Origin of the sequence: Bradyrhizobium algeriense (genome assembly GCF_003062295.1) — a bacterium.
GTDB classification, from domain to species: domain Bacteria; phylum Pseudomonadota; class Alphaproteobacteria; order Rhizobiales; family Xanthobacteraceae; genus Bradyrhizobium; species Bradyrhizobium algeriense.
This window is the reverse complement of record NZ_PYCN01000028.1, coordinates 1-23,518: the sequence shown is the minus strand read 5'-3', so window position 1 is coordinate 23,518 and position 23,518 is coordinate 1. Positions and strand designations below refer to the sequence as shown.

The following is a 23,518-nucleotide window of genomic DNA, read 5'->3' as shown; positions in this document are numbered from 1 at the left end:
CGAGAAAAGGGTAAACGGCCTCGCGCGCGATGCTGCACGTCGTCATGTCAGCAGATGTCAGCAAGCCGATTTGGAACCGCCGCGCCTTACGCCGTCAGCGGGGCGGTCGGGGTTTTGACGATATCCAGATGAATCCCGCTGCAGCGGGTGCATCGCATCGTCCAGTATTCGGCGCCGGCGCGGCCGGGGATGATGCTCAGCACGGCGAGCGAGGCGCTGCAATCCGGGCAGTTCGAGAGCACCGGCGTCGCCTGCAGGGTCTGTTCGGGAAGGGGTAGGGAGATTCCGCCGGCGGTGCTTAGGGATTCGCGAACCGCGGCTTGAAACGGTCGATATGGGCCTTCGCGTCCGCAATCGCCGCTTCCGGATCCGACCACGCGAAACCGACTTCGAGGGTCGGAAACGCCATTCCATCGATCACCACCGGCTCCTGGTCGGCCCGTTGAATCCTGGCGTGCCATAGCCCTCTCCCTGCTTCGAACGACTGAATTTCAAAGCCACCATAGATCATGGCGTGTCCCCCGGATTTGTCCCATGGCGGCAGAACAGCATGGTCCGGCAAAGGCAAATGTGAACGGGTTCACATGTCCGGTGATTTTTGCCGGCAAGGGAACCGTCATCGCCCGCCTTGTGCGCAATTGCGCACTGGGGCGGGCGATCCAGTATTCCAGAGACAGCAGTGATTAAATCGAGAGGCCGCGGCGTACTGGATACCCCGCCTGCGCGGGGTATGACGATTTGCTTGTGATGCGACCAGACATCACGACCACCGCGGAAATCAGCGCCGCGCCAAAATATGATCGGCGAGCACCACGGCGTCGTCGCCGACGCCCGACAGGAACGAGGAGTTCATTTTCGACAGCCATTGCAGGCCGAGGAAATACAGGCCCGGCATCGCCGTGATGCCGTAGCGATGGACCGCTTCGCCGCGCGCGTCCAGCACGGGGAGATCGATCCAGCCGAAATCGACGCCGTAGCCGGTGGCCCAGATCACCGCGGAGATGCCTTCGGCGGCGAGGTCGAGATGCGTGAGCGGCGCGGTGACGCAAGGCGGGTCGGCGAACGTCGCGCGAGCGTCGGGGTCTTCGGGCAACTCCATGCGGCGCCGTTTCACATACGCGTCCACCGTGTCGAGGAAGGTGGTGTAGACAAGATCGCCATTGGTCATGCTTTCGGCAAGGCCGGGTGCAATCTCGATCACGCCGCGATGCGCCGCCTCGATGCGTCCCACCAGGATCATGCCGTCGGCGGCGAAGTTGCGGAAATCGATGGTGCGGCCGCCATAGGCGCCGGAAATGACAGGGCCCAGGCGCGCGGGCCCACGCTCCTCCGGCGAGACCTGATCGAGGCGCATCTCGGCGAGCCACCAGATCAGGTCGCGGCCGCGGTAGCGGCGCGGCAGGCGGCGGTGCCGTCCGATCGAGAGGTAGACGCGGCGGCCGGCCTGCAGCAATTCCTCGGCGATCTGTGCGCCCGACGCGCCGGCGCCGGCCACCAGCACCGCGCCCGGCGGAAGCTGTCCGGGATTCCTGTAGTCGGCGGCATGGACCTGGAACACGGGATGATCGTGCAGCATGTCCGGGACGAGGTTGCGCTGATAGGGACCGGTGGCGATCACGACATTATCCGCCGCGATCGTGCCGCCGGTGGTTTCGGCGATGAAAGCCGCACCGTCACGCCGCGACAGCCGCGTTACCGCGACGCCGCAGCGGATCGGGGGGCTGACGAATTTTGCATAGGCCTCGATGTATTCGATGATGTCGTCCGTGTTTGCAAAGCCATCCGGATCGCTGTGCGGAAACGGAAAGTCCGGCAACCGCACCGACCAGTTGGGAAACTGGAATTTCAGCCCGTCCCAGCGTTCGCTGCGCCAGCGTTCGGCGATCCGGTGGCGTTCGAGCACGAGGTGCGAAAGCCCGCGCTCTTTCAGCCGGTGGCTCATCACGAGGCCAGCCTGGCCGCCGCCGATCACCAGCGTCTCGATCTTTTCATCCGGCATGTCTGTGGCCCCTGCGGCGTGTGGCGGGCTCCGCCGCGGCGCGGACAATCCAGCGCCGGAACGCAGCGAAATCGCGCTGGGCGGTGCTGAAACCGCGATACACCAGATACCAGCGCATGCCTTTCGGCACGCTTAACGCGAATGGCGCGACCAGCCGGCCGGCGGCAAGGTCGTCGTCGATATAGGGGCGAATGCCCATGGCGATGCCGAGGCCGTCGACGGCGGCCTGCAGCGCCTGGCCGTAAAATTCGAACTCCGGCCCGCGGGCGGTGAGGCGGGCCGTGCCGGCGGCCTCGAGCCATGACGGCCAATCGTCGGGCGAATGTGCCACCCGCAGCAGCGTCGGCCCCTTCAGGTCGCCGGGGCGTTTGAGCTGAATGGCAAGGCGCGGCGCGCACACCGGCAGCAGGTCTGCGGCAAATAATGGCTCGGCGATCAGGCCGGGCCATTCGCCGTCGCCGAGCTTGATGCCGCAGCTCCAGTCCTCGCCGAACGGCACCGCGGCGCCGCCGGTGGTGATGCGGACGTCGATATCCGGCTCCTGCTTGCGGAAATCCGCCAGCCGCGGGATCAGCCATTTCATCGCAAAGGTGGGACCGACCCCGATGGTCAGCACGCGCACGCTGGAGGGGACGGTGACCTGCGCGGTCAGGCTCGCCAGCGCATCGAAGATCGGCGTCAGCCCGCTCTGATAGGCGCGGCCCGCCGCCGTGGTGGCGAGGCGGTTGGCCTTGCGTTCGAACAGCGCCACCCCCAGCCGTTCTTCCAGCAGATGCACCATCCGGCTGACCGCGGCGGCGGATACGTTGAGCTCAGTGCCGGCGGCGGCAAAGCTGCCGGTCCTGGCCGCAGCCTCGAACGCCTTGATACCGTTGAGAAAGAGCAGCCGCCGCACATAACCCTCAGGAAAACTGATGCCAGGGCAAGATAACTCAGTTTGCGCACGCGTCACAAGCGAGGCAGAAGAATAGCTGTGGTTGAATCGGTGCGAGGGAGACTATTCCGCGCCGGGACCTCGGTCTGGGCCGCGCTGATACAGGAGACTTCTCTTGACGCCCCTCATGATCGCAGCCCTCGGTGCGTTGATGGTCGCGACAGCGTTCCTGTCGGGCCTGTTCGGCATGGCCGGCGGGATGATCCTGATCGGCGTGCTGTTGATGCTGATGCCGCTGCCCACCGCGATGGTGCTGCATGCGATCACGCAGATGGCGTCGAACGGCTGGCGCGCCTTTCTGTGGCGGGCGCATATCCGCTGGCGGCCGGTGTTCGTCTATCTGATCGGCTGCGCGCTGGCGCTCGGGGTGTGGTCGATCGCCCGCTACGTGCCGGACAAGCCGATCGCGCTGCTGCTGCTCGGCGTGACGCCGTTCATGGCGCGGCTGATGCCGAAGAACATCAAGCCCAATCCCGACAGCATCTGGCAGGGCTCGTTCTACGGCTTCATCTGCATGGGCCTGATGCTGATGACCGGCGTCTCCGGTCCCCTGATGGACACCTTCTTTCTCGGCGGCAATTTCGGCCGCCGCGAAGTGGTCGCCACCAAGGCTACCTGCCAGGTCGCGAGCCATCTCACAAAGCTGATTTATTTCGGCGGCATCGTCGACCAGGCAGCGACGCTCGATCCAGTGCTGGCGGCGGTCGCCATCGCCGCCTCGATGCTCGGCACCACGCTGGCGCGGCGCATCCTGGAGGCGATGAGCGACGTGCAATTCCGCACCTGGGCGAACCGGCTGATCACGACGGTCGCGGGCTACTACATCCTTTACGGCGGCTGGCTGTTGTTCACACGAACGAACGCGATGGCGTTTTGAGTTGAACCACTTCTGATGCGGAGGCGCTGATGACCGAGGCCACCGACGCACTGGTGCTCGACCTCGTCGAATGGATCGGCCGCGAGCCGCGGCTTTATTCCGAGGTGATCGAGACGTGGCGCACCTCATGCCCGCGCCTGACCATCTGGGAGGACGCCGTCGATCGCGGCTATGTCACGCGCCAGCCGGGCGCGAAGATTGCGATCACCGAAAGCGGCGCCAAATTCCTGCGCGCGCACGGCCGCGGCGCATGAGAAGCGCCCATCACATTCGCGCGCGCGGGGCCGGCGCCAATTGACTTGCGCCAGCGATCCGCCCAAATTCATGCAGTCGCATCTTTCTTGCGAAAACAACAACCTAGCGCATAGCAGGATCGCCCCATGATCGACCTTTACTACTGGACCACGCCGAACGGCCACAAGATCACGATGTTCCTCGAAGAGGCCAGGCTGCCTTACAAGATCTTTCCGATCAACATCGGCAAGGGCGAGCAGTTCAAGCCGGAGTTTCTGGCCATTGCGCCCAACAACCGGATTCCCGCGATGGTCGATCATGAGCCGAAGGGCGGGGGCAAGCCGATCTCGATCTTCGAGTCCGGTGCGATGCTGCTGTATCTCGCCGAGAAGACCGGAAAATTCCTTCCCGCCGATCTCTACGGCCGCTATGACGCGATCCAGTGGACGTTCTGGCAGATGGGCGGGCTTGGTCCGATGGCCGGGCAGAACCATCACTTCAGAAATTACGCGGTAGAGAAAATCAAATACGCGATCGACCGCTACGTCAACGAGACCAACCGGCTCTACGGCGTGCTCAACAAGCGCCTCGCCGATCGCGAGTTCATCGCCGGCGACTATTCGATCGCCGACATGGCGAGCTATCCCTGGGTCGTGCCCTACAAGAACCAGGACCAGAACATCGACGACTTCCCGCATCTGAAACGCTGGCTGGAAACCATCCGCGCCCGGCCCGCGACCGAGTGCGCTTACGCCAAAGCCAAAGAGGTCAATCCGAATTTCGGCCAGCCCGTCAACCGCACCGAGGAGGAACGCAGGATCCTGTTCGGCCAGACCGCGGCGGTGGTGCGGTAGCCGCGTCCCCTTACGGCAAATTCACCCGCGATGCGCGGGCCAGGCCCCGCGTATCCATCGCCCCGCCACAATGGGATTGAAGGATTCGTCCGTTCAATCCCGGATATCTATCCCAAAGACGCATAGGCAATATCGGCGAATCGCGGCGAGAATTGCAGCCTGAACGCTCAACTTTTGCCGGGCCACGGCGTTATCAGACCGCAGGACTCACTCTTTCGGAGACGATTGTGAACACCACACTGAAGTTGAAGCCACGTCCAACCAACGTGGCGTTGATCGCCTGGCAGTTCACCGGACAGCCGCTGCACGACTGGCCGAGCTGGGTCCAATCCAGTTGCTCGCTGCAGCGAAGCGAGGACGGGCACCTCGAGCTTCGGCATGAAAGGCAAAGCGGGACGCAGATCGTGTATCTCGGTGAATGGCTGGTGCGCGATCTCGATGGCGGCGTGTGCTTCTACACCGATGCCGAGCTGTGCAAAGAGTTCGACATCGCACCTGGAGCGTGATGTCGATGGGTCGACGGCGGGAGGCGTCGGCCGAGACCGTGCGGCGGCGCTACGAACTCGGCTCGAACGGACCCGGTTCGGAGAAGCCCTCGATCGATTCGACCTTGGCGTAGTTCTCGGCGATGCTCTCGGGTGTCAGATGTGCATCGTAGAAGCCAGGTCCAATGACGATAGCGATACGTTGGATTGCTCCAGCTCCCACGTTGTAGATGCGGTTCGTCTCCGAACAACTATCGCTTGCCAGCCAGACGATCGCGGGCGCAACAGCCTCAACCGGCATGCTGGCTCTTCCATCTGCTTCAGACAGGCGGGATCCCGCGGCCGGGTGCATCCTCGTGTACCCGACTGGCGAAATGGTGTTCACGAGTATCCCATGTTCAGCACCTTCAATTGCAAGAATGCGCATCAATCCGACTACTGCGCATTTGGCCGCCGCATAGGTGGCTTGGCCACGTAGTCCGAACAGACCGCTGACTGACGTCGTAAGGATAATCTTCCCATAGCGCTGTGCGACCATATACGGCCAAGCAGCCTTCACCGTGTTAACCGGCCCGCCGAGGTGCACGCGCCAATAGTGATCGAAATCGTCAAGGGTGGCGTCCTCGAATAGCTGGCTTCCGCAGATACCAGCGTTGTTCACGAGAAGGTCTATCCGCCCGAAATGTTCGATGGTCGCCGCGATCAGGTCACTGCCACCTTCAGGGGTGGAAATATCGCTGTCATTCGCGACTGCCTCGCCTCCACGTGACCGAATGAGGTCGGCCACCTGTTCCGCTATCGTGGAGTCTTTCCCGAACCCCGATACGTCGGTCCCCAGGTCGTTCACCACGGTCCGGGCACCGCGTTCGGCGAGAAGCTCGACGTATGCCCGCCCGAGCCCGCGGCCTGCGCCAGTCACAACCGCGACCTTCCCCTCCAACGAAATTCGCTCAGTCATCTCGCTATCCTCTTCCGACGAGATTCAACGCCCCTCCGTGCGACCGCGACATCAAATGCTGGGGCGCTTTAGCAAAGCCAGATTACCATGGGCATGAGGTGAGGCGTCAGTCGTTCAGGTCCTTCCCGTAACCGTCCTTGATCTGTGGTACGCTTGCGTGGCGATGCGATATGAGCCGAGAAGGTAGCCATCGGGCGTGTTAGCTCGCGTCGGCCGCATCATGGAGCAACTCGAGCCAGGCCTGCGAATCCGCTGAATGACGAAACGCCCTAGTCAGTGAAGCTGGTCACACAAATCGAAAAATAAACCGCTGGCACCACGCTCCGATTGGCCACAATCTGGAAGTGGGTTTTGCTGATTGAACCCTCTCGAGGGGTATCGAGCTAATTTACCTGAACCTTTATTGATCTGACACCGCGACACACCGGTACCCCTCTTCTCCCAACATTTTTGATTGGAGGAAGTGATGGCAACACAAGTGAATGTCCAGCCCGGCCATGGCAAAGCTGGCCGCCAACCGACCCGACAATTTCTGGATTCGCTTTCCGGGCACGACGATCCCGGAATGTTCGGGCGAATGTTCCCGAATCTCGAACCGCTCGCCGTCGACGACGCTCCGCTGAAAGAGCTTGCCGACGCGATGAAGGACGCCAATCCGGGCGATGCCGCCGGTAACAACACCAAAATCCCTGCCGGGTTCACCTATCTCGGCCAGTTCGTCGATCACGACATCACGCTCGATCTTACCTCGCTCGGCGACAAGGAAGCCGATCCCACCGCAGTCGAGAATTTCCGTACGCCGGCGCTCGATCTCGACAGTGTCTACGGCCTCGGTCCCGACGGCAGCCGGCAGCTCTACGCGCGCAATCCCGGCGATGCCGACGGCAAGACGCCCGGTCCGAAACTGCTGGTCGGCAAGACCATCAGCGTTGACGCCGTAACCATTACGCCGCGCAACGACTTGCCGCGCAATCCGGAAGGCTTCGCGCTGATCGGCGATCATCGCAATGACGAAAATCTCGTCGTTGCGCAGACCCACCTGGCAATGCTGAAGTTTCACAACAAGGTCTGCGACCATCTCGCGGCGTCCGGGGTGCCGGCCGGCGAGATATTCGCGCAGGCGCGCCAGCTGGTGACCTGGCATTATCAATGGATGGTGCTGCACGATTTCGTGGAGCGCATCACCGAGAAAGGAATCGTCGCCAAGATCCTCGATCAGGGGCGCCGCTTCTACCGCTTCAAGAAGACGCCCTACATGCCGGTCGAGTTCTCCGCGGCGGCGTACCGCTTCGGCCACAGCATGGTGCGCGAAGTCTACAGCCACAACCGCATCTTCACGCCGGGCGGCGGCATTCCGGCCACGCTCGATCTGCTGTTCAGATTCACCGGCCTGTCGGGCGGAATCATCGGCGATCTCGCGCCTGATCCGGTGCAGCCGCCGCTACCGATTCCGGTACTTTCGAGCAACTGGATCATCGACTGGCGCCGCTATCACGAAGTGCTGGCGGCCAATCCCCCCAATGTGCGGCTCAATCCCTCGCGCAAGGTCGATCCGTTCCTGATACCCCAACTGCACGATCTGCCGGGCGGCGGCGGTAGCCTGCCATTCCGCAACCTGAAGCGCGGTGTCATGCTGGGATTGCCGTCGGGACAGGATGTCGCCAGGGCGATGAGGATCAAGAATCCGCTTACCCCGGCCGAGATTGCGAAGGGAACGGACGGCGCGGTGGCCAAGAAGCACGGCCTGCATGAGCACACACCGCTCTGGTACTACATCCTCAAGGAAGCGGAGCAGCGCGGCGGCGGCGAAAAGCTCGGACCGGTCGGGGCTACGATCGTGGCGGAAGTGTTCGTCGGCCTCGTGCACGGCGATCATCAGTCGTATCTGTGGCTGAAGGGCAAGAACTGGAAGCCGACACTGCCCTCCCAGACGCCTGGCGATTTCACCATGGCCGATCTGCTGAGGTTTGTCGGCGACATCAGCCCGATCGACGGCATCTCGACGGTCTAGGTGTTGCGGGTCTGCGATTGCGCGGCCTAAAGCTGCGCAGTCGCATGTTTCAAATCCCTGCTTCCATCGTCATGGCCGGGCATAGCCGTCTGAAGGACGGCGTCGCTTCCGCTCGCCTATGCCCGGCCATCCACGTCTTTGGACATGACGGAAAAGAAAGACGTGGATGCCCGGGACATCTAGCGCGAAGACGCGCTTCGCGCTTCTGCCCGGGCATGACGCGAGTGGGGAGTGTGCGATTCATGCGGCGAGCAGGTCGTCACTTGCACTGGCGGCCATGAAGGCTAATCTGGCGACCGTCTTCCAAGAGGTCGCCAATGTCGCTCAAACTTTTCGAACTCGTCGGCACCGACGCATCCCGTCCCTTCAGCCCGTTCTGCTGGCGGACGCGGATGGCGTTGGCGCATAAGGGGCTGTCGGCGGAAACCATCCCGTGGCGCTTCACCGAGAAAGGCGCGATCGCGCCGCATGGTTCGGAAAAAGTGCCGGTGCTGCTCGACGGCGATAGCGCGGTCGTCGATTCCTGGACCATCGCCAACTATCTCGAAGACACCTATCCGGACCGGCCGTCACTGTTCGGCGGCGAGGGCGGCCGCGCCATGGCGCGGATGCTGAACTGGTGGGGCGACGGGGTGATCGGCGGCATGTTTCCGCTCATCATCGCCGACATCCCGCTCAACCTGAACCCGGAGGACGCGGCCTATTTCCGCAAAAGCCGCGAGGCGCGCTTCGGCAAGCCGCTGGAAGAGATCATGGCCAGCCGCGACAAGGCGGTCGAAGGTTTCCGCAAATCGCTCGACCCGTTGCGGCTGACGCTAAGGACGCAAGCCTATATCGGCGGCGCGAAGGCGAACTATGCAGACTACATCGTGTTCGGCGCGTTCCAGTGGGCGCGGGTGGTCAGCCCGTTCAAGCTGCTGATGGAGGACGATCCGGTCTATGCCTGGCGCGAGCGGCTGTTCGATGCGTTTGATGGGCTGGCGCGGAAGTCGCCGGGATATCACGGGTAGCGGCAGCAGCAGCGATAGACGTGATCGCTGTCGCTGGCGCAAATCAGCAGGCAATGATTGCGCGACTGTCCGGCCAATCGCCAAGGCTGTAAATTAGTTCTATCCGATAACGATGTTAGCTGTGACGTAAAATGAAGGCGTAGTCTTATCTCCTTGCTAGCCGTTAGGGGGAGGCGTGTCATGACCGACCTTGAAGCCAAATTGGAGCGGTTTGAAACTCTTGCTGCCGAATGCGATTTGATTGGCAAGCTGACGACGGATGGGGCGAAGCGCGAGCTGTACCTGCGCCTCGCCTTTCATTACCGCGAACTGGTGGACGACCTGCGGACGGTGCTTGCGACCAAAAACGCCGCCTAGTCCACCAAACGGAACCTGCAGCGTGATTTCTGCCTGGCGTCAGCGGCCGCGATAATTGCGGCGGCGTTAGCGCGGGCACCGATTGACAGCCGCGAGACGGCCCGGCATCCTGACCCCCGCTGCATGTAGGGCGCATCGGCTTTCGGCCGAAGGGGCAATGCCCACCTACGCGACGTCAACCGTAGCCGCGCCCATGCCGAATATCGAAAACCTTCGCAAACAGGCCAAGCTCATCCTGCGCTGGCATCGTGACCGCTACTATCCGGTCGCCGCCCAGATCAGGTCGGGCTTGCCCCGCTTCAGCCAGATGATCGATCCTGACATCCTCGCGCACCATTTTCGCCTCAGCGATGCGCAGGAACTGGTCGCACGGCAGCATGGTTTCGAGAGCTGGCAGGCGCTCAAGACAGGATTTTCGACCATGTCGGATCATGCAGACACCACTTCCACCGCAGCCGTCGTCACCGCCGCCGAGCCGCAGCTCTTCGTCGCCGATATCAAGGCGTCCTGCGATTTCTTTACGGGCAAGCTCGGCTTCACCGTGGTCTTCACCTATGGCGAGCCGCCATTTTACGCCCAGGTCGCGCGCGATGCGGCACGGATCAACTTGCGCTGCGTCGCCAAACCGCTGATAGATCCCGAACTGCGCGACCGCGAAGAGTTGCTCGCCGCTTCGCTCACGGTCGCGACCGCGGAAGAGATCAAAAAACTCTTCCTTGCGTATCAGTCGGCGGGCGTCACCTTCTTCCAGACGCTGAGGCGGGAGCCCTGGGGCGCGCGCAATTTCATCGTGAAGGATCCGGACGGCAATCTGCTGCTATTTGCCGGGCCGGTGGAGTAACGACGACCGCTCCCGCAACGTCTGCAGCACCGCATTCAGGTCGGGGAGTACGGCCGCGCATTTCGCGCGCGCCTCGTCGGTCGGCGGTGCCATGTCCGGCACCATGATCGTGATCGCGCCGGCGGCGTGGGAGGCGGTCACGCCGTGATTGGAATCTTCCACCGCGACGCAGACCTGTGGCGCGAGGCCGAGGCGCGAAGCGGCTAGGAGATAGAGGTCCGGGCTCGGCTTGCCGTGCGCGACATCGTCCAGCGTCAGGATGGTGTTGAAGCGCGAGCGGATTCCGGCAAGCGAAAGATTGCGCTCGGCGGAGCGGCGCGACGACGAGGTCACGATCGCCATCGGGCAATTGGCGGCGGCGAACCCGTCGAGTAGTTCCAGCGTGCCTGGCTTGAGCGGCAGGCCGGCCTCCATGAACTTGTCGCGATTGGCGAGGAAGGCGCGGTTGATCTCGGCGAGCGGAAAGTTGTTGCCGTAGCGATCGAGCAGCATGGCCTCGCAGGCTGGTCCGGGAAGGCCGACCATGGCGTGGCAGAGCGCGATGGCGTCATCGGCGTAGCCGCTCGCACTGAGCGCCGCGACCAGGCTGTTGAAATAGACTTTCTCGGTGTCGAGCAGCGTGCCGTCCATGTCGAGCAGGACGGCGCTGACATTCCATTTTCCGGTCACGTCGCACTCGCGTCCGCGCGCTGTTCCGCCAGCTTGCGCAGGCAGTCAGGGCAGAGACAATCGTCGCCATCCGTGGGCATCGGCAGGCGGAACGCCTCGTCGCTGCACCAGCAGGGGCCGGACAGGCTGCAATTGAATTCGGTTCCGCATCGGGCGCAGGCGAGGCGGCGCGTGGGCTGATTTTCCAAGCGATTTGTCATCAACGGGGCAACATCCTGACGCGGAATTAATCCCGGGTTCATGCCGAAGCGCGTTATACTCGACAGCTACTATACGCCCGGGAAATTCCAAGGGAAATCCGATGGCCCGCGATTCGCAAGCAGCCCTTGTTGCGCTCAATCGCTTCGGACTGGGCGCGCGCGGCGGGGCATCCGGCGATTTTCTCAATGCCGCCTCCGATCCGCGCGGCTTCGTCAAGGCAGAACTCGCCCGTCCCAATGGCGTACTGCTCGAAGTGCCGGGATTGCAGTCGACGCCGGCGCTCGGCAAGGCCGTGTTCGACTATCAGTTCGAGATCCAGCAGGCGCGCGACGCCGCCGCCAAGCAGGCCGCGCCTGCCACCGAAGGTCAACCGCCGCCGGATGCGAAAGCGCAGCGCAGAAACCTTTCGCTCAACAGCATCGCCATGGATATGGCGCCCAAAGAACCGTCAAAGGAGCCGCCGCCAAACCCGCCGGAAAACCCCAACGCGGCCATGGCGCCTGCTGAAGCGATGCGTCCGAATGCGCCAAAGCCGCCACCGGCACCGCTCAACATCATCCAGAAAACCTTTCGCGCCGAAGCGCTGGCGCGGCTGCAGCGGGCCGTCATGGCCGATTGCGGATTTACCGAGCGGCTGGTGGTGTTCTGGTCCAATCATTTCTGCATCTCCGCCAACAAGGGCGGGCCGGCGCGGATGTGGGCCGGCTCGTTCGAGCGCGAGGCGATCCGGCCGCACGTGCTCGGGCGTTTCGGCGACATGCTGAAGGCGGTCGAGCAGCATCCGGCGATGCTGTTCTTTCTCGACAACCAGCAATCGCTGGGCCCGGATTCGCGCGCCGGGAAAAACCGCAACCGCGGACTGAACGAAAACCTTGCCCGCGAAATCCTGGAACTGCATACGCTCGGCGTCGGCGGCGGTTATTCGCAAGCGGACGTCACGTCGCTCGCGAACATCATCACGGGCTGGACCTATGCGGGAAGGCTGGGGCAATTGGGTGCGCCCGGCAGCTTCGTGTTCAATGCTAACGCGCATCAGCCCGGCGCGCAGCGGGTGATGGGAAAAATCTACGACGCCCCCGACGTCAGGCAGGGCGAGGCGGTGCTGGCGGACATTGCGCGCCATCCGTCGACTGCGAAATTCATCGCGACCAAATTCGCGCGTCACTTCGTGGCCGACGATCCGCCGCCGGCTTTGGTGGCGCGGCTCGCCGACGTCTTCACGCGAACCGACGGCGATCTCAAGGCGCTGGCGACGGCGCTGGTGGATTCCGATGATGCCTGGAAGGCGCCGCTCTCCAAGATGCGCTCGCCTTACGAATTCCTGGTCGCGGCCGGAAGATTGCTCGCGCAGATACCGAACGATCCCGGCCGCTATCTCGGCGGCCTCAACGCGTTGGGCCAGCCGCTGTGGTCGCCCGCGGGGCCGAACGGCTTCCCTGATACGAACGCGGCCTGGGCAGCGCCGGAAGGCATCAAGCTGCGGCTCGATATCTCAGCGCAGATCGCCTCCCGGCTCGCCGACGGCGTCGATCCGCGCGACCTGCTCGAACTCGTTGCCGCGGACGCGGCGTCATCAGAGACGCGGAAAACCATCGAGCGCGCAGAATCGCGGCAGCAGGCGCTGGCGCTGCTGTTGATGTCGCCGGAATTCCAGAGGAGATGACAGCCATGGAAACGACAACGGGTTGCTGCGATGACATGCGATCGCCGGTGACGTCGCGGCGCGCGCTATTGCTCGGCGGCGCCTCCTTTGCGGCATGGGCCTATTTGCCGAAATTCGCGCGCGCCGCCGACGGCCGCGATCCGCGGTTGGTGGTCGTCATCCTGCGCGGCGCGCTCGATGGGCTCGCCACCGTCGCGCCGATTGGCGATCCTGACTATGCCGGCCTGCATGGTTCGATCGCATTGTCGTCGAGCGGTCCGAACGCGGCTGTAGGGCTCGACAATTTCTTTTCGCTGCATCCGGCGATGCCGGAATTTGCGCGGATGTATCGCGAGAAGAAGGCTGCCGTGATCCATGCAGTGGCGACGTCGTACCGCGATCGTTCGCATTTCGACGGGCAGGACGTGCTCGAAAGCGGTTTTGCGGGTCCGGGCCGGGTGCAATCCGGCTGGCTCAACCGCGCGCTGGAAGGCCTGCCGAAAGGCGAGCGGGTGACGAGCGGACTTGCGGTCGGCCCGACCACGCCGCTGGTGCTGCGCGGCGCGGCGCCAACCGTCGGCTGGGCGCCGGTCGCGCTGCCGCAGGCGGCGGAGGATACCGCGATGCGGCTCGTCGAACTTTATCAACACCGCGATCCCGCGCTGGCGAGCGCGTTGAAGCAGGGGCTGGCGCTCGACAAGGCCGCGCAAGGCGACGACATGAAGCCGAAGCCCGGCACCAATGGCGTGGCTGCGATGCGGCTGGTGGCGCGCGGCGCCGCCAAGCTGATGGCCGCCGACGACGGCCCGCGGATCGGCGCGCTCGCCTTCGACGGCTGGGATACCCATGCCAACGAAGGCGGGCCGGTCGGGCGGCTGGCGCAATTGCTCGGTGGCCTCGACGGCGCCTTGGCGGAATTCGAAACCGGACTGGAGCCACGCTGGCGCGACACCGTGATCGTGGTCGCCACCGAATTCGGCCGCACCGCGCGCATCAACGGCACCCAGGGCACTGACCACGGCACCGGCACCATCGCGCTCGTCGCCGGCGGCGCGGTGAAAGGCGGCCGCGTGATCGCGGACTGGCCGGGGCTGAAGCCCGCCAATCTCTATCAGGCCCGCGATCTTGCTCCGACCACCGATCTGCGCGCGGTGATGAAAGGCGTGCTGAAGGATCAGTTCGGGCTGGCGGAGAAGGTGCTGGCGGAGAGCGTGTTTCCTGACAGCGCCGCAGTGAAGCCGATGCAGGGATTGGTGGGGTGATACACCGTCATTCCGGGGCGCATCGAAGATGCGAACCTCAGATGTGCAATTGCACATCGGGGAATCTCGAGGTTCCGGGTTCGTCCTTCGGACGCCCCGGAACGACGCCGCTACTTCGTGATCCCATCCACCTCCGCCATCTCCTCCGCGCTCAAATCCCAGCCGATCGCTTTCACGTTCTGCTCGACCTGTTCGACACGCGTCGCGCCGGCGATGACGCTTGAGACTTGCGGGCGGGAGGCGAGCCAGGAGAACGCGAGTTCGAGCATGGTGTGGCCGCGGGCTAACGCGAACGCCTGCAGCTTTTCGACGATGTCTTCATTGCGCGACGTGACGTAGCGGTCCTTCAGCGCCGGCGCCTTGGCGAAGCGGGTGTCGTCGGGCGCGGCGGCGCCGCGCTTGTACTTGCCGGTGAGGAGGCCGCTGGCCAGCGGGAAGAACGGCAGCAGGCCGAGCTTGTATTCCGTTGCCGCGGGCAGCAGATCCTTTTCGATGCCGCGCACCACGAGGCTGTATTCGTCCTGGCAGGAAACGAAGCGGCTGACATTCATCTGCCGTGCCAGCATTTCCGCTTCCGCGATGCGCCAGGCCGGAAAATTGGAATTGCCGATGTAGCGGACCTTGCCCTGGCGGACGAGATCGTCGAGCGCGCGCAACGTCTCTTCCATCGGCGTTAGCGAATCGTAATCGTGCTGCTGGTAGAGATCGATGTAGTCGGTGTTCAGCCGCGTCAGGCTGGCCTCGACCGCGGACATGATGTAGCGACGCGAGGCGCCCTGCCTGGTGCCGTCGGTTGCCATCGGCTTGGAATATTTCGTCGCCAGCACGATGTCCTTGCGGCGGTCGCCGAGCACGGTGCCGAGCACGGTCTCGGAGCCGCCCATGCCGGCATAGATGTCGGCGGTGTCGAACAGCGTGATGCCGAGGTCGATCGCCTTGTGGATGACCTTACGCGAGGTCTCGAGGTCAGTGCGCTGGCCGAAATTGTTGCAGCCGAGCCCGACGGCGGAAACGCGCAGGCCGGAGCCGCCGAGGTTGCGAATTTGCATGGATCGATCCTGTGGGAAGCACGCGGGGAGAGGGGGCCGGCATTGTGGCCCGCACGGCTTCGACCCGCAAGCAGCTGTAATATCGGCCGCCACGCTTGGCAGCCATGCGGCACAAAAAGATGCGGCCCCGGTCAGACGCGGCGACTGACGGGGGCCGCTTGGGGCGCGTGATCTGAGACGGGGGGCCTGATCAGACGCAGGCGCAACCTATCCGCGCTTTGTTACGCGGCGGTGACATCAGGACTTATCCACAGGTGGCCTGACGGGACCGTCTTCACAAAACCGTGTCAGAACAGCTTGCGGTAGACGACGAAGCCGGAGCGCTCCGCCACCTTGTCGTAAAGCTGCATCGCGGTGTGGTTGGTCTCGTGCGTCTGCCAATAGACGCGGGAGGATCCCGCGAGCTTCGCCTGTTCGTACACGCCGTTGATCAGGGCGCGGCCGACGCCCTTGCCGCGCGCTGCCGCGCGCGTGAACAGATCCTGCAGATAACAATTCGGCTCGATCATGGTCGTAGAGCGGTGAAACAGATAATGCGTCAGCCCAAGCAGCTCGCCGCCGCTCTCGGCGACCAGCGCATGCACCGGCTCGTAGGCGTCGAAGAAGCGCGCCCACGTCATCGCCGTGATCTCCGGCGCAAGCGCGGTCGGACCCGAGCGGCCGTAGAAAGCGTTGTAACCGTCCCATAGCGGAAGCCATTGCGCGTGGTCCTGACGGGTGACGAAGCGGATGGTGAGGTCGCCGGACATGCGGGATTCCGTCTGTAGCGGGGTGGCGCGTCGAGGCCGCGCAGGAGGATGCCCGTTCATTACTACAGACAGGGCAGGAGGAGATCAATGTCGCAGCGTGCGCTGTGTGCCGCCGCTATTCCGCGGCGCCGAGGTGGTGGGCAAGGCTGCGATAGCTGCCGCGCAGGGCGCGATAGTAGTCGGCGCTGCCGGGATCGTCACTGTGGCGGACGAGGTCGGTGACCGGCGTATAGCTCAGCATGCGTCCGCCATCGGGCAGCGCCGTGCAAATGAAGCGCAGCACCTGTCCGTCGGCGAGATCGATGTTGATGGGCGTGGAATCGCCGACCCGGATCATTTCGGTGCGCTTGGCGATGAAGGCGTTCAATTCGTCCTCCGGCATTTGCCAGGCGCCGGTGTCGCGGCCGTGATACATCAGCGCGATGAAGGGCGGCTTGCTGTCGGCCTGCTCGTCGGACAGCTTGAAGTAATCGCGGAAGGCGCGGTTGATGAACTCGGCGCGGGTATCGGCATCGAGCAGCACGATGCCGATGTCGACCTGATCGAGCGCGGCCGACAGTCGTTCGGCGGTGGCATGATGCTTCTTCTCCCACGCGAACGCATCGACCCATTTCTGCCGCAGCAAGCCGGTGATGAGCGCGGTGCCGCCGGCGGTCACCGCCAGCAGCAGCATGCGCGCCAGGTCCGACATGTCGTACCCGGGCGCTGTGCGGTGGTTGAGGAAGAGCAGCGCGGAAGCCGCTACCGCAATGACGGCGCTGGCCATGCCGGAGACGATGCCGCTGACGGAAGCGGCAAGGGCTACGATGCAGACGAACAGCGGCGCGGGATTGGGGACAGGAACGAAATGCCGATCGACGAGGAAGGCTGCCAGGGCCGTCGCTGTCGTAAGAGCCGGACCGGAGATTGCGCGCCAGTTTAACTGCATGCCGTTCTCGTCACTTGCCGGGAATAAGACGCAAGCATGCCTGATTGTTGCGATTGTGCACGCCTTTCTGCCGCCAGTCTTAAGAGAGCGTTGCGCCAATGCGGCGGGCTTTCGTATTTTTGAAATCAAATGATATCGAGTTACGGAACGCCGTACCGCGCCCGACGATTGAGCCGCACGATATTTGCGCGATATTTGCAACGATATTTACAAGAGGACATCGATGCCCACTGTTTCCCCGACGCTGCTGCCGATCCTGATGCTGTTCGCTTCCAACGTCTTCATGACCTTTGCCTGGTATGGCCATCTGAAATTCAAGGAGAGCCCGCTGGCGCTGGTCGTGCTGGTGAGCTGGGGTATCGCCTTCGTCGAGTACTGGCTGGCGGTGCCGGCCAACCGTTGGGGCAGCGCGGTGTATTCGGCGGCGCAGCTCAAGACCATGCAGGAGGTGATCACGCTGGTGGTGTTCGCCTGCTTCTCGGTGCTCTACCTGAAGGAGCCGCTGGGGTGGAATCACGCGCTCGGTTTTCTCTTCATCGCCGCGGGTGCGTTTCTGATTTTCCACAAATGGGCGTGAGTTGATGGCAACGGCGTGTTCGGGGAACGCCGCTCAATCGCATGAGCCACTGAAGGCTGAGAAAGTAGCGAAGAGAAAGAAGGCTGGAAAAATGGCCCGCTAGTAATGATAGCGGCACTGAGCAATGTCGAGTTGCTGAGCGTCACCCTTTCCAGAAACGCGATACACCAAGCGATGTTCGCCTGAAATGCGGCGCGACCACCATCCCTGGAGCGCATGTTTAAGGGGCTCTGGTTTCCCAAGCCCCTTGAACGGATCGCGCTTAATATCTTTGATTAAACCGTTTATGACTTCGAGGATCTTTTCATCCTCCTTTTGCCATTGCAGATAGTCTTGCCAGGCATCTTCCGTCCAAGCGGTTTTCATGCCTTGGCCGAACCTGCCTTTGTTGGCTCGATCAACTCGCGTTCGGTTAGTTTGCCCTCGTCCGCTTCCTTGATGGAACGTAGAAGACGTACTGCATTGGCGGGACTCTTCAGGAGGTGGACGGTCTCCATGAGACTCTCATACTCATCCTCGGCCATGAGAACGACGGTGCGGGCATTCTGGCGGGTGACGAACAGGGGGGCGCGATCATCGCAAACCTCGTCCATGTAGGACGCGAGGTTGTTGCGCAGTTCAGTGTAAGAAACGTGCGCCATCTCTTCTACCTTTGTTACCTTTGTGCTGTACGGCGATATGTACAGATATATGTACATATAGTGCGCGTGTCAACAAGAGGTTTAGTTCCCCGCCGTTCCCACCAAATACGCAACTTCACTTCGCAACCGGCGCCACCCGCAATACCCGTCCGTTCGAACTATCCGTCAGCAGCCACAGCGCGCCGTCCGGCCCCTGGCGAACGTCCCTGATGCGCTCATGCAGGTTTTGCAGCAGGCGTTCCTCCGACGTCACCACGTTGCCGTTCAGCGTCAGCCGCACCAGCATCGCGCCGCGCAGCGCGCCGGTAAACAGGCTGCCGTTCCATTTCGGAAACAGCTTTCCGGTATAGAAGGCCATGCCCGACGGCGCGATCGACGGCACCCAGTATTTGAGCGGCTGCTCCATGCCGTCCTTGGCCGTAGCGTCGTGGATCTTGGCGCCGGAATAATCGATGCCGTAGCCGATCACCGGCCAGCCGTAATTCTTGCCCTTGCCGATCAGGTTGACCTCGTCTCCGCCGCGCGGGCCGTGCTCGATTTCCCAGAGCTCGCCGGAGGTGGGATGGATCGCGAGCGATTGGGCGTTGCGATGACCATAGCTCCAGATCTCCGGTTTGGCGCCGGCGCGGCCAGCGAACGGGTTGCCAGATGGCACCGAACCGTCCGGCGCGATCCGGATCAGTTTGCCGAGATGGTTGCCGAGATTCTGCGCCTGGTCGCGGTGAGTGAAATGATCGCCCATCGCCACGAACAGATTACCGTCCTCGGCCTGCGCGATGCGGCAACCGTAGTGATTGCCTGACGACAGCGGCCCTTGCTGGCGGAAGATGATCTTGACGTCATCGAGGCGGCCGCTGCCGTCGTTGAGTTGTGCGCGAGCGACCGTGGTTCGCCCGCCACCTTCGGTTCGTTCGGCAAAGCAGAAATAGATGGTTTTGTTCTGCGCAAAGGCTTTGTCGACGACGACATCGAGCAGGCCGCCCTGGCCGGACGCCCAGACCTCGGGAACGCCCTTCAGCGGCGGCGAGATCTGTCCTTCGCTCGTAACGATGCGCATGCGGCCCGGACGCTCGGTCACCAGCATCTTGCCGTCGGGCAGGAACGCCAGCGCCCAGGGATTAGCGAGGCCTCTGGCGATGGTCCGGACTTCGAGTTCGCCCGCCGACGAACCAAATGCCTGTTCCTGGCCGCGGGTGCTGGTGGCGATCAGGAACGAGACGGCAAGCAGGATCGCGACCGCCAAGGCGGCGGTCACAAGGCCGACAGGTGTCTTCATCCTGTCCGTCCAATCGCGATGACGGTCATCGCGCGTTCGCTAATGATGCAAACAGAAAAGCCGCAACCATTACGGAAAGGGCATCGCCACGGTGGCTTTGATTGACAGCACCGTCAGGGTGACCATGACGCAAAGCGAAAGCGTGCCGATCGCGAGCGATGTGGCGATGGCACCAAGTAACCGGGAAGAAGCGACAGGCGCTCGGCTGCTCTCGAAGCCGACCGCGCCGGGTGACCGTATCATTGGCCTAAATCCTTGTAACGCGGGACGAATCACCCGCGACTCACGCGACGTCAGGAAAATCTTGCAATGATCACCGGCAACATTGCGGCGACCGGAGGCTGAAAATGGCGGGAATGCGGCAAAGGTTAACGTTATGCCCGCTATTGTTAACCTTTGGCGGCATGCTCGCGTGAAAGTGAGGAGGCCGGCGGCAGGCGCGGCGGCGGTTATGCGCCGGCGGCGATGTCGGCCTGGTCGTCGACCTCGGCCTCCGGCTGCCAGTCCATGGTGACGAAGCCGGGGGTCTGCTCGACCCGCCGCAGCCAGGCGCGGATGGCGGGGAAGGTCGCCAGGTCATAGTCGCAGCGGTCGGCGACATGGGTGTAACCGTACAGCGCGATATCGGCGACCGTCAGCTGCCCCGCGGCGAAATAGGCGCGGGTCTTGAGATGGTTTTCCATCACCTGAAGCGCGGCATAGCCGCGCTCCATCCAGTCCTCAAGCGCATGCGTCTGCAGGTCGCGGCCGCCTTTGACCAGCGACAGCCAGAAATAGGCAGCGCCGATATTGGGCTCGAGCGCGTGCTGCTCGAAGAACATCCATTGCAGCGCTTCGGCGCGCTCGACCCGTGACTCCGGAGCCAGCGAAGTGCCGCCGCAGACATACCAGAGGATGGCGTTGGACTCGGCGAGATAGCGTCCGTCGGCGACTTCCAGCAGCGGCACCTGTCCGCTGGGATTCTTCTCCAGAAAATCCGGTGTGCGGCTTTCGCCGCGGAGAATGTCGACTTCGATCGCCTGATACGGCGCGTTGAGCAGCGCCAGCGCAAGGCGGACCTTGTAGCTGTTGCCGGAGCGCTGCATCGAATAGAGTTTGTACATCGTCGTTGGGTTCACTTAAGGCTCGAATCGCGCACGCGGTAGGCGCACTGCGGAAAGCTCTTGCGCCGCAACGCGGCTAAACAATGATGCCGATACGAATGCGTCGCAAGGCCCGCGGAATGGAAAAAGTCGAAAAGCTCTACTGCACTGCACGCGCGCAGCATGGCATGCCACGGCGCTGGGATCACGTGGACGAGAGCGGAGGCGCAAACCGATTCAAGCCTTCGCGATCAAGCTGCCCGCGCCCCCTTCCGGCATGAGCGAAGGGGAAACCGAATCGCGTGCGAGACACCTTGGCGTTGAGTCGACATGGGTTGCGAACAGGCGTGCGCCGCGCCATTCGCCAGCGCGTGGTGGAGAACCGGGATGCCGGGCGGCCTTCGGCTGCGGGCATGCAGGGTAGTGGCCGTGTAGGACAGCCTCGGGCCGTCAACCGCTCTCGGCATCGCGATCCGTGCCGGACGTTCGAGCCTTGCCGGGCCCCTTGTCAGATATGAGTCAATTCGCCGCGGAACTTTGCGAATATTACGCCGATATTGCTCCGATCGTACCGAGCCTGTTCGACGCTCTCCAAAGTTTGACCCCTATCCGGCCAAGCTTCTTGCGATGCAGCGCGCCGCGCCTTAGGGTGCAGCGTTCCCATCAAAAAGAGTCGTGAATTTCTTCAGCTCACGACGTTTGCCAGGAGATGATGATGCCCTTCCTGTCCGCCTCGCTCGCCCGTGTGAAGCCGTCCGCGACGATTGCGGTCACGGATAAAGCGCGCGCGCTGAAAGCGGCGGGCCGCAACGTCATCGGTCTTGGCGCCGGCGAGCCGGATTTCGATACGCCCGCCAACATCAAGCTGGCGGCGATCCGCGCCATCGAGGCCGGCAAGACCAAGTACACCGATGTCGGCGGCATTCCCGAGCTGAAGGAAGCCATCATCGCAAAATTCCAGCGCGAGAACGGCCTGACGTACAAGCCGAACCAGATCATCGTTGGCACCGGCGGCAAGCAGGTGCTCTACAACGCGCTGATGGCGACGCTCAATCCCGGCGACGAGGTGATCATCCCGGCGCCGTACTGGGTCAGCTATCCCGAGATGGTGGCGCTCGCCGGCGGCGAGACGGTGCCGGTGGTGTGCCCGGCGTCGAGCGGCTTCAAGCTGCGGCCCGAGGATCTCGAAAAGGCGATCACGCCGAAGACCAAGTGGATCATCCTGTGCTCGCCGTCGAACCCGACCGGCGCCGCCTATACGCGTGCTGAGCTGAAGGCGATCACCGATGTGCTGATGAAGCACCCGCATGTCTGGGTGATGACCGACGACATGTACGAGCACCTCGTCTATGACGACTTCCAGTTCGCAACGCCCGCGCAGGTCGAACCGAAACTGTACGAGCGCACGCTGACGGTGAACGGCGTGTCGAAAGCCTATTGCATGACCGGCTGGCGCATCGGCTATGCCGGCGGCCCCGCCGACCTGATCAAGGCGATGTCGACGATCCAGTCGCAGTCGACCTCGAACCCGTCGTCGATCGCGCAGTGGGCTTCGGTGGAAGCGTTGAACGGTCCGCAGGACTTCATCCCGGTGCACAACAAGGTGTTCAAGGAGCGCCGCGATCTCGTGGTGTCGATGCTCAACCAGGCCAAGGGCATCGAATGCCCGCGGCCCGAGGGCGCGTTCTACGTCTATCCGTCCTGCGCCGGCACCATCGGCAAGACCTCGCCGTCCGGCAAGGTGATCGCCAATGACGAGGACTTCGTCACCGAGCTTTTGGAGAGCGAGGGCGTCGCCGTCGTGCAGGGTTCGGCGTTCGGGCTCGGACCGGCGTTCCGGATTTCCTACGCGACCAAAACCAGTGATCTCGAAGACGCCTGCAAGCGCATCCAGCGCTTCTGCGGCAATTTGAGATAAGAGGCGTTTTCAAGCGAAGCCTGTCCTGCGCTTGATGCGGGAAGGCTTACCGGTTCGCGTCAAGAAAACGCGTCAGAAGAAAGGCGTGTCAAATCACAACAGGTCGTGATGATGTTTTGACGACTTCTTGAGGAAGCGCCATGTTTTCGACACGGCGCTTCCATCCTGTCCGCTCCGCTGAATTTGTTCATCAACATGCGGAGACTGGGACACATGCGATTCCTGACATTGACACTCGCCACGCTTTCGCTGCTCGCGCCGATCGCAAGCGCTGACGCGGCGCCGCCGGTAGTTCGCGCCGGCATCCTGCAATGCCAGGGCGGCCAGAATGTCGGCTTCGTGGTCGGCTCGGTGACGAGCCTGGAATGCGTGTTCCGCAGCGAAGGCCGCCGTCCTGAACCTTACATCGCCAAGGTGCAGCGCATCGGTCTCGATCTCGGCGTCACCGAGCAGACGCAGTTGTCCTGGGCGGTCAGCGCGCCGAACAGCCGGCTCGGACGCGGCGAACTCGCCGGCAGCTATGGCGGCGTCGGCGCCAATGCATCGATCGGCGTCGGCGGCGGCGGCAATTTTCTGGTTGGCGGTCCCGCCAATGCCTACGCGCTGCAGCCGATCAGCGTGCAGGGACAGACCGGGCTGAATGTCGCTGCCGGCATCGCCGGCCTCGAGTTGCAGCCGTTCAACGGCTACGCTCCGCGCCGGCACACCCATCGCCGCCATCGTCACCGCAGCTGAGGATGACACGTTAAGGAAAGGGCCCGCGCAAGCGGGCCTTTTTTGCGTCTAGGAGCCTGTCCCTATAATGGACTTAGGATTAAGCGAGGCGGGTTCTGAAGCTTTTTGGGGAGACAGGTTCTCCTCAGCGTGCGGCGGCGAGTTTTGCGAGGTTGTGGGCGATGCAGATCATGGCCCATTCGGCTTTGACCTTGTCGATGCTGCGCAGGAGGAACTGGCGGAAGCCTCT

At 63.1% G+C, this 23,518-nt stretch carries 30 protein-coding genes; 14 read left to right on the top strand and 16 right to left on the bottom strand.

The genetic code is table 11. From position 1 onward, the window contains the following. Positions 1-86 precede the first annotated feature (86 nt). Entirely contained in the window at positions 87-242 is a 156-nt protein-coding gene (locus C7G61_RS33660) for a hypothetical protein (RefSeq protein ID WP_420836810.1), read from the bottom strand. Between the two features lie 56 nt (positions 243-298). Further along, positions 299-511, bottom strand: a complete 213-nt coding sequence (locus tag C7G61_RS33655) for a hypothetical protein (protein ID WP_108522009.1) — start codon at positions 509-511, stop codon at positions 299-301. Between the two features lie 23 nt (positions 512-534). Between C7G61_RS33655 and C7G61_RS45055 the strand changes: the two genes are divergently transcribed. Further along, the gene (locus tag C7G61_RS45055) at positions 535-687 is read left to right on the top strand and encodes a hypothetical protein (RefSeq protein ID WP_190242087.1); all 153 of its coding nucleotides are present in this window, start codon (positions 535-537) and stop codon (positions 685-687) included. 91 nt (positions 688-778) lie between these two features. Here the strand turns inward: C7G61_RS45055 and C7G61_RS33650 are convergent, their stop codons facing one another. Both C7G61_RS33650 and C7G61_RS33645 read right to left on the bottom strand, forming a co-directional pair. Beyond that, positions 779-1,999 carry an NAD(P)-binding domain-containing protein gene (locus C7G61_RS33650; RefSeq protein ID WP_108522008.1) on the bottom strand — a complete coding sequence of 407 codons (1,221 nt, stop codon included), beginning with the start codon at positions 1,997-1,999 and terminating at the stop codon, positions 779-781. Next, positions 1,989-2,894, bottom strand: a complete 906-nt coding sequence (locus C7G61_RS33645; RefSeq protein WP_108522007.1) for a LysR substrate-binding domain-containing protein — start codon at positions 2,892-2,894, stop codon at positions 1,989-1,991. The genes C7G61_RS33650 and C7G61_RS33645 overlap by 11 nt, the downstream gene beginning before the upstream one ends. A 154-nt stretch (positions 2,895-3,048) precedes the next feature. Between C7G61_RS33645 and C7G61_RS33640 the strand changes: the two genes are divergently transcribed. From C7G61_RS33640 to C7G61_RS33625, 4 genes are all read left to right on the top strand, one after another. Then, positions 3,049-3,810 (top strand): sulfite exporter TauE/SafE family protein, encoded by a 762-nt coding sequence (locus tag C7G61_RS33640; RefSeq protein WP_108522006.1) that lies wholly within the window; start codon positions 3,049-3,051, stop codon positions 3,808-3,810. A 29-nt stretch (positions 3,811-3,839) separates the two neighbouring features. After that, the gene (locus C7G61_RS33635; protein WP_108522005.1) at positions 3,840-4,064 is read left to right on the top strand and encodes a hypothetical protein; all 225 of its coding nucleotides are present in this window, start codon (positions 3,840-3,842) and stop codon (positions 4,062-4,064) included. 126 nt (positions 4,065-4,190) lie between these two features. Then, on the top strand, positions 4,191-4,898 hold the full coding sequence (locus C7G61_RS33630) for a glutathione binding-like protein (protein WP_108522004.1): 708 nt from the start codon (positions 4,191-4,193) through the stop codon (positions 4,896-4,898). 227 nt (positions 4,899-5,125) lie between these two features. Further along, positions 5,126-5,404: a hypothetical protein gene (locus C7G61_RS33625; RefSeq protein WP_108522003.1), complete on the top strand. Its 279-nt coding sequence runs from the start codon at positions 5,126-5,128 to the stop codon at positions 5,402-5,404. Between the two features lie 49 nt (positions 5,405-5,453). On the opposite strand, the gene C7G61_RS33620 is transcribed toward C7G61_RS33625, so the two are convergent. Further along, the gene (locus C7G61_RS33620; protein ID WP_108522002.1) at positions 5,454-6,341 is read right to left on the bottom strand and encodes an SDR family NAD(P)-dependent oxidoreductase; all 888 of its coding nucleotides are present in this window, start codon (positions 6,339-6,341) and stop codon (positions 5,454-5,456) included. 466 nt (positions 6,342-6,807) lie between these two features. Here C7G61_RS33620 and C7G61_RS33615 point away from each other — a divergent pair, with 466 nt between their 5' ends. The 4 genes from C7G61_RS33615 to C7G61_RS33605 all read left to right on the top strand — a co-directional run bounded on the left by C7G61_RS33615 (position 6,808) and on the right by C7G61_RS33605 (position 10,560). Beyond that, positions 6,808-8,352: a peroxidase family protein gene (locus C7G61_RS33615; protein ID WP_108522001.1), complete on the top strand. Its 1,545-nt coding sequence runs from the start codon at positions 6,808-6,810 to the stop codon at positions 8,350-8,352. Between the two features lie 317 nt (positions 8,353-8,669). Continuing rightward, positions 8,670-9,362 (top strand): glutathione S-transferase family protein, encoded by a 693-nt coding sequence (locus tag C7G61_RS33610; protein ID WP_108522000.1) that lies wholly within the window; start codon positions 8,670-8,672, stop codon positions 9,360-9,362. 180 nt (positions 9,363-9,542) lie between these two features. After that, positions 9,543-9,719, top strand: coding sequence for a hypothetical protein (locus C7G61_RS45050; RefSeq protein WP_190242086.1), 177 nt, complete (start codon positions 9,543-9,545; stop codon positions 9,717-9,719). 193 nt (positions 9,720-9,912) lie between these two features. Further along, a complete protein-coding gene (locus tag C7G61_RS33605; protein WP_108522072.1) occupies positions 9,913-10,560 on the top strand; it encodes a VOC family protein in 648 nt (215 codons plus the stop codon). Here C7G61_RS33605 and C7G61_RS33600 read toward each other — a convergent pair. Together C7G61_RS33600 and C7G61_RS33595 are read right to left on the bottom strand one after the other, a co-directional pair. Continuing rightward, positions 10,537-11,229, bottom strand: coding sequence for an HAD family hydrolase (locus C7G61_RS33600; RefSeq protein ID WP_108521999.1), 693 nt, complete (start codon positions 11,227-11,229; stop codon positions 10,537-10,539). The genes C7G61_RS33605 and C7G61_RS33600 overlap by 24 nt on opposite strands. Next, entirely contained in the window at positions 11,226-11,429 is a 204-nt protein-coding gene (locus C7G61_RS33595; RefSeq protein ID WP_108521998.1) for a cysteine-rich CWC family protein, read from the bottom strand. Before C7G61_RS33595 ends, C7G61_RS33600 begins: the two co-directional genes overlap by 4 nt. Before the next feature lie 101 nt (positions 11,430-11,530). On the opposite strand from C7G61_RS33595, the gene C7G61_RS33590 reads away from it, so the two are divergent. Both C7G61_RS33590 and C7G61_RS33585 read left to right on the top strand, forming a co-directional pair. Then, on the top strand, positions 11,531-13,093 hold the full coding sequence (locus C7G61_RS33590) for a DUF1800 domain-containing protein (protein ID WP_108521997.1): 1,563 nt from the start codon (positions 11,531-11,533) through the stop codon (positions 13,091-13,093). 5 nt (positions 13,094-13,098) lie between these two features. Continuing rightward, positions 13,099-14,334 (top strand): DUF1501 domain-containing protein, encoded by a 1,236-nt coding sequence (locus C7G61_RS33585; protein ID WP_244608584.1) that lies wholly within the window; start codon positions 13,099-13,101, stop codon positions 14,332-14,334. A 110-nt stretch (positions 14,335-14,444) separates the two neighbouring features. On the opposite strand, the gene C7G61_RS33580 is transcribed toward C7G61_RS33585, so the two are convergent. The 3 genes from C7G61_RS33580 to C7G61_RS33570 form a co-directional block, all read right to left on the bottom strand. Then, complete coding sequence (locus C7G61_RS33580; RefSeq protein WP_108521996.1) at positions 14,445-15,383, bottom strand: aldo/keto reductase; 939 nt, start codon at positions 15,381-15,383, stop codon at positions 14,445-14,447. 287 nt (positions 15,384-15,670) lie between these two features. Next, entirely contained in the window at positions 15,671-16,132 is a 462-nt protein-coding gene (locus C7G61_RS33575; RefSeq protein ID WP_108521995.1) for a GNAT family N-acetyltransferase, read from the bottom strand. Positions 16,133-16,247: 115 nt separating this feature from the next. Further along, positions 16,248-17,060 (bottom strand): PAS-domain containing protein, encoded by an 813-nt coding sequence (locus C7G61_RS33570; RefSeq protein WP_108521994.1) that lies wholly within the window; start codon positions 17,058-17,060, stop codon positions 16,248-16,250. A 223-nt stretch (positions 17,061-17,283) separates the two neighbouring features. Here C7G61_RS33570 and C7G61_RS33565 point away from each other — a divergent pair, with 223 nt between their 5' ends. After that, complete coding sequence (locus C7G61_RS33565) at positions 17,284-17,637, top strand: DMT family protein (protein ID WP_108521993.1); 354 nt, start codon at positions 17,284-17,286, stop codon at positions 17,635-17,637. 99 nt (positions 17,638-17,736) lie between these two features. Here the strand turns inward: C7G61_RS33565 and C7G61_RS33560 are convergent, their stop codons facing one another. The 5 genes from C7G61_RS33560 to C7G61_RS33545 form a co-directional block, all read right to left on the bottom strand. Then, on the bottom strand, positions 17,737-18,003 hold the full coding sequence (locus tag C7G61_RS33560) for a Txe/YoeB family addiction module toxin (RefSeq protein ID WP_108521992.1): 267 nt from the start codon (positions 18,001-18,003) through the stop codon (positions 17,737-17,739). Beyond that, positions 18,000-18,278: a type II toxin-antitoxin system Phd/YefM family antitoxin gene (locus C7G61_RS33555; protein ID WP_108522070.1), complete on the bottom strand. Its 279-nt coding sequence runs from the start codon at positions 18,276-18,278 to the stop codon at positions 18,000-18,002. Before C7G61_RS33555 ends, C7G61_RS33560 begins: the two co-directional genes overlap by 4 nt. Before the next feature lie 115 nt (positions 18,279-18,393). Then, complete coding sequence (locus C7G61_RS33550) at positions 18,394-19,554, bottom strand: PQQ-dependent sugar dehydrogenase (protein WP_108521991.1); 1,161 nt, start codon at positions 19,552-19,554, stop codon at positions 18,394-18,396. A gap of 69 nt (positions 19,555-19,623) precedes the next feature. After that, positions 19,624-19,797, bottom strand: a complete 174-nt coding sequence (locus tag C7G61_RS45045) for a hypothetical protein (RefSeq protein ID WP_190242085.1) — start codon at positions 19,795-19,797, stop codon at positions 19,624-19,626. 206 nt (positions 19,798-20,003) lie between these two features. Further along, positions 20,004-20,657 (bottom strand): glutathione S-transferase family protein, encoded by a 654-nt coding sequence (locus tag C7G61_RS33545; RefSeq protein ID WP_108521990.1) that lies wholly within the window; start codon positions 20,655-20,657, stop codon positions 20,004-20,006. A 694-nt stretch (positions 20,658-21,351) separates the two neighbouring features. Here C7G61_RS33545 and C7G61_RS33540 point away from each other — a divergent pair. Together C7G61_RS33540 and C7G61_RS33535 are read left to right on the top strand one after the other, a co-directional pair. Next, positions 21,352-22,554: a pyridoxal phosphate-dependent aminotransferase gene (locus C7G61_RS33540; protein WP_108521989.1), complete on the top strand. Its 1,203-nt coding sequence runs from the start codon at positions 21,352-21,354 to the stop codon at positions 22,552-22,554. A gap of 213 nt (positions 22,555-22,767) precedes the next feature. Then, positions 22,768-23,289 carry a DUF992 domain-containing protein gene (locus C7G61_RS33535; RefSeq protein ID WP_108521987.1) on the top strand — a complete coding sequence of 174 codons (522 nt, stop codon included), beginning with the start codon at positions 22,768-22,770 and terminating at the stop codon, positions 23,287-23,289. Between the two features lie 124 nt (positions 23,290-23,413). Here the strand turns inward: C7G61_RS33535 and C7G61_RS33530 are convergent. Continuing rightward, positions 23,414-23,518, bottom strand: a 105-nt coding sequence (locus C7G61_RS33530; RefSeq protein ID WP_145963526.1) for a transposase, incomplete at its 5' end; no start/stop codon positions are given.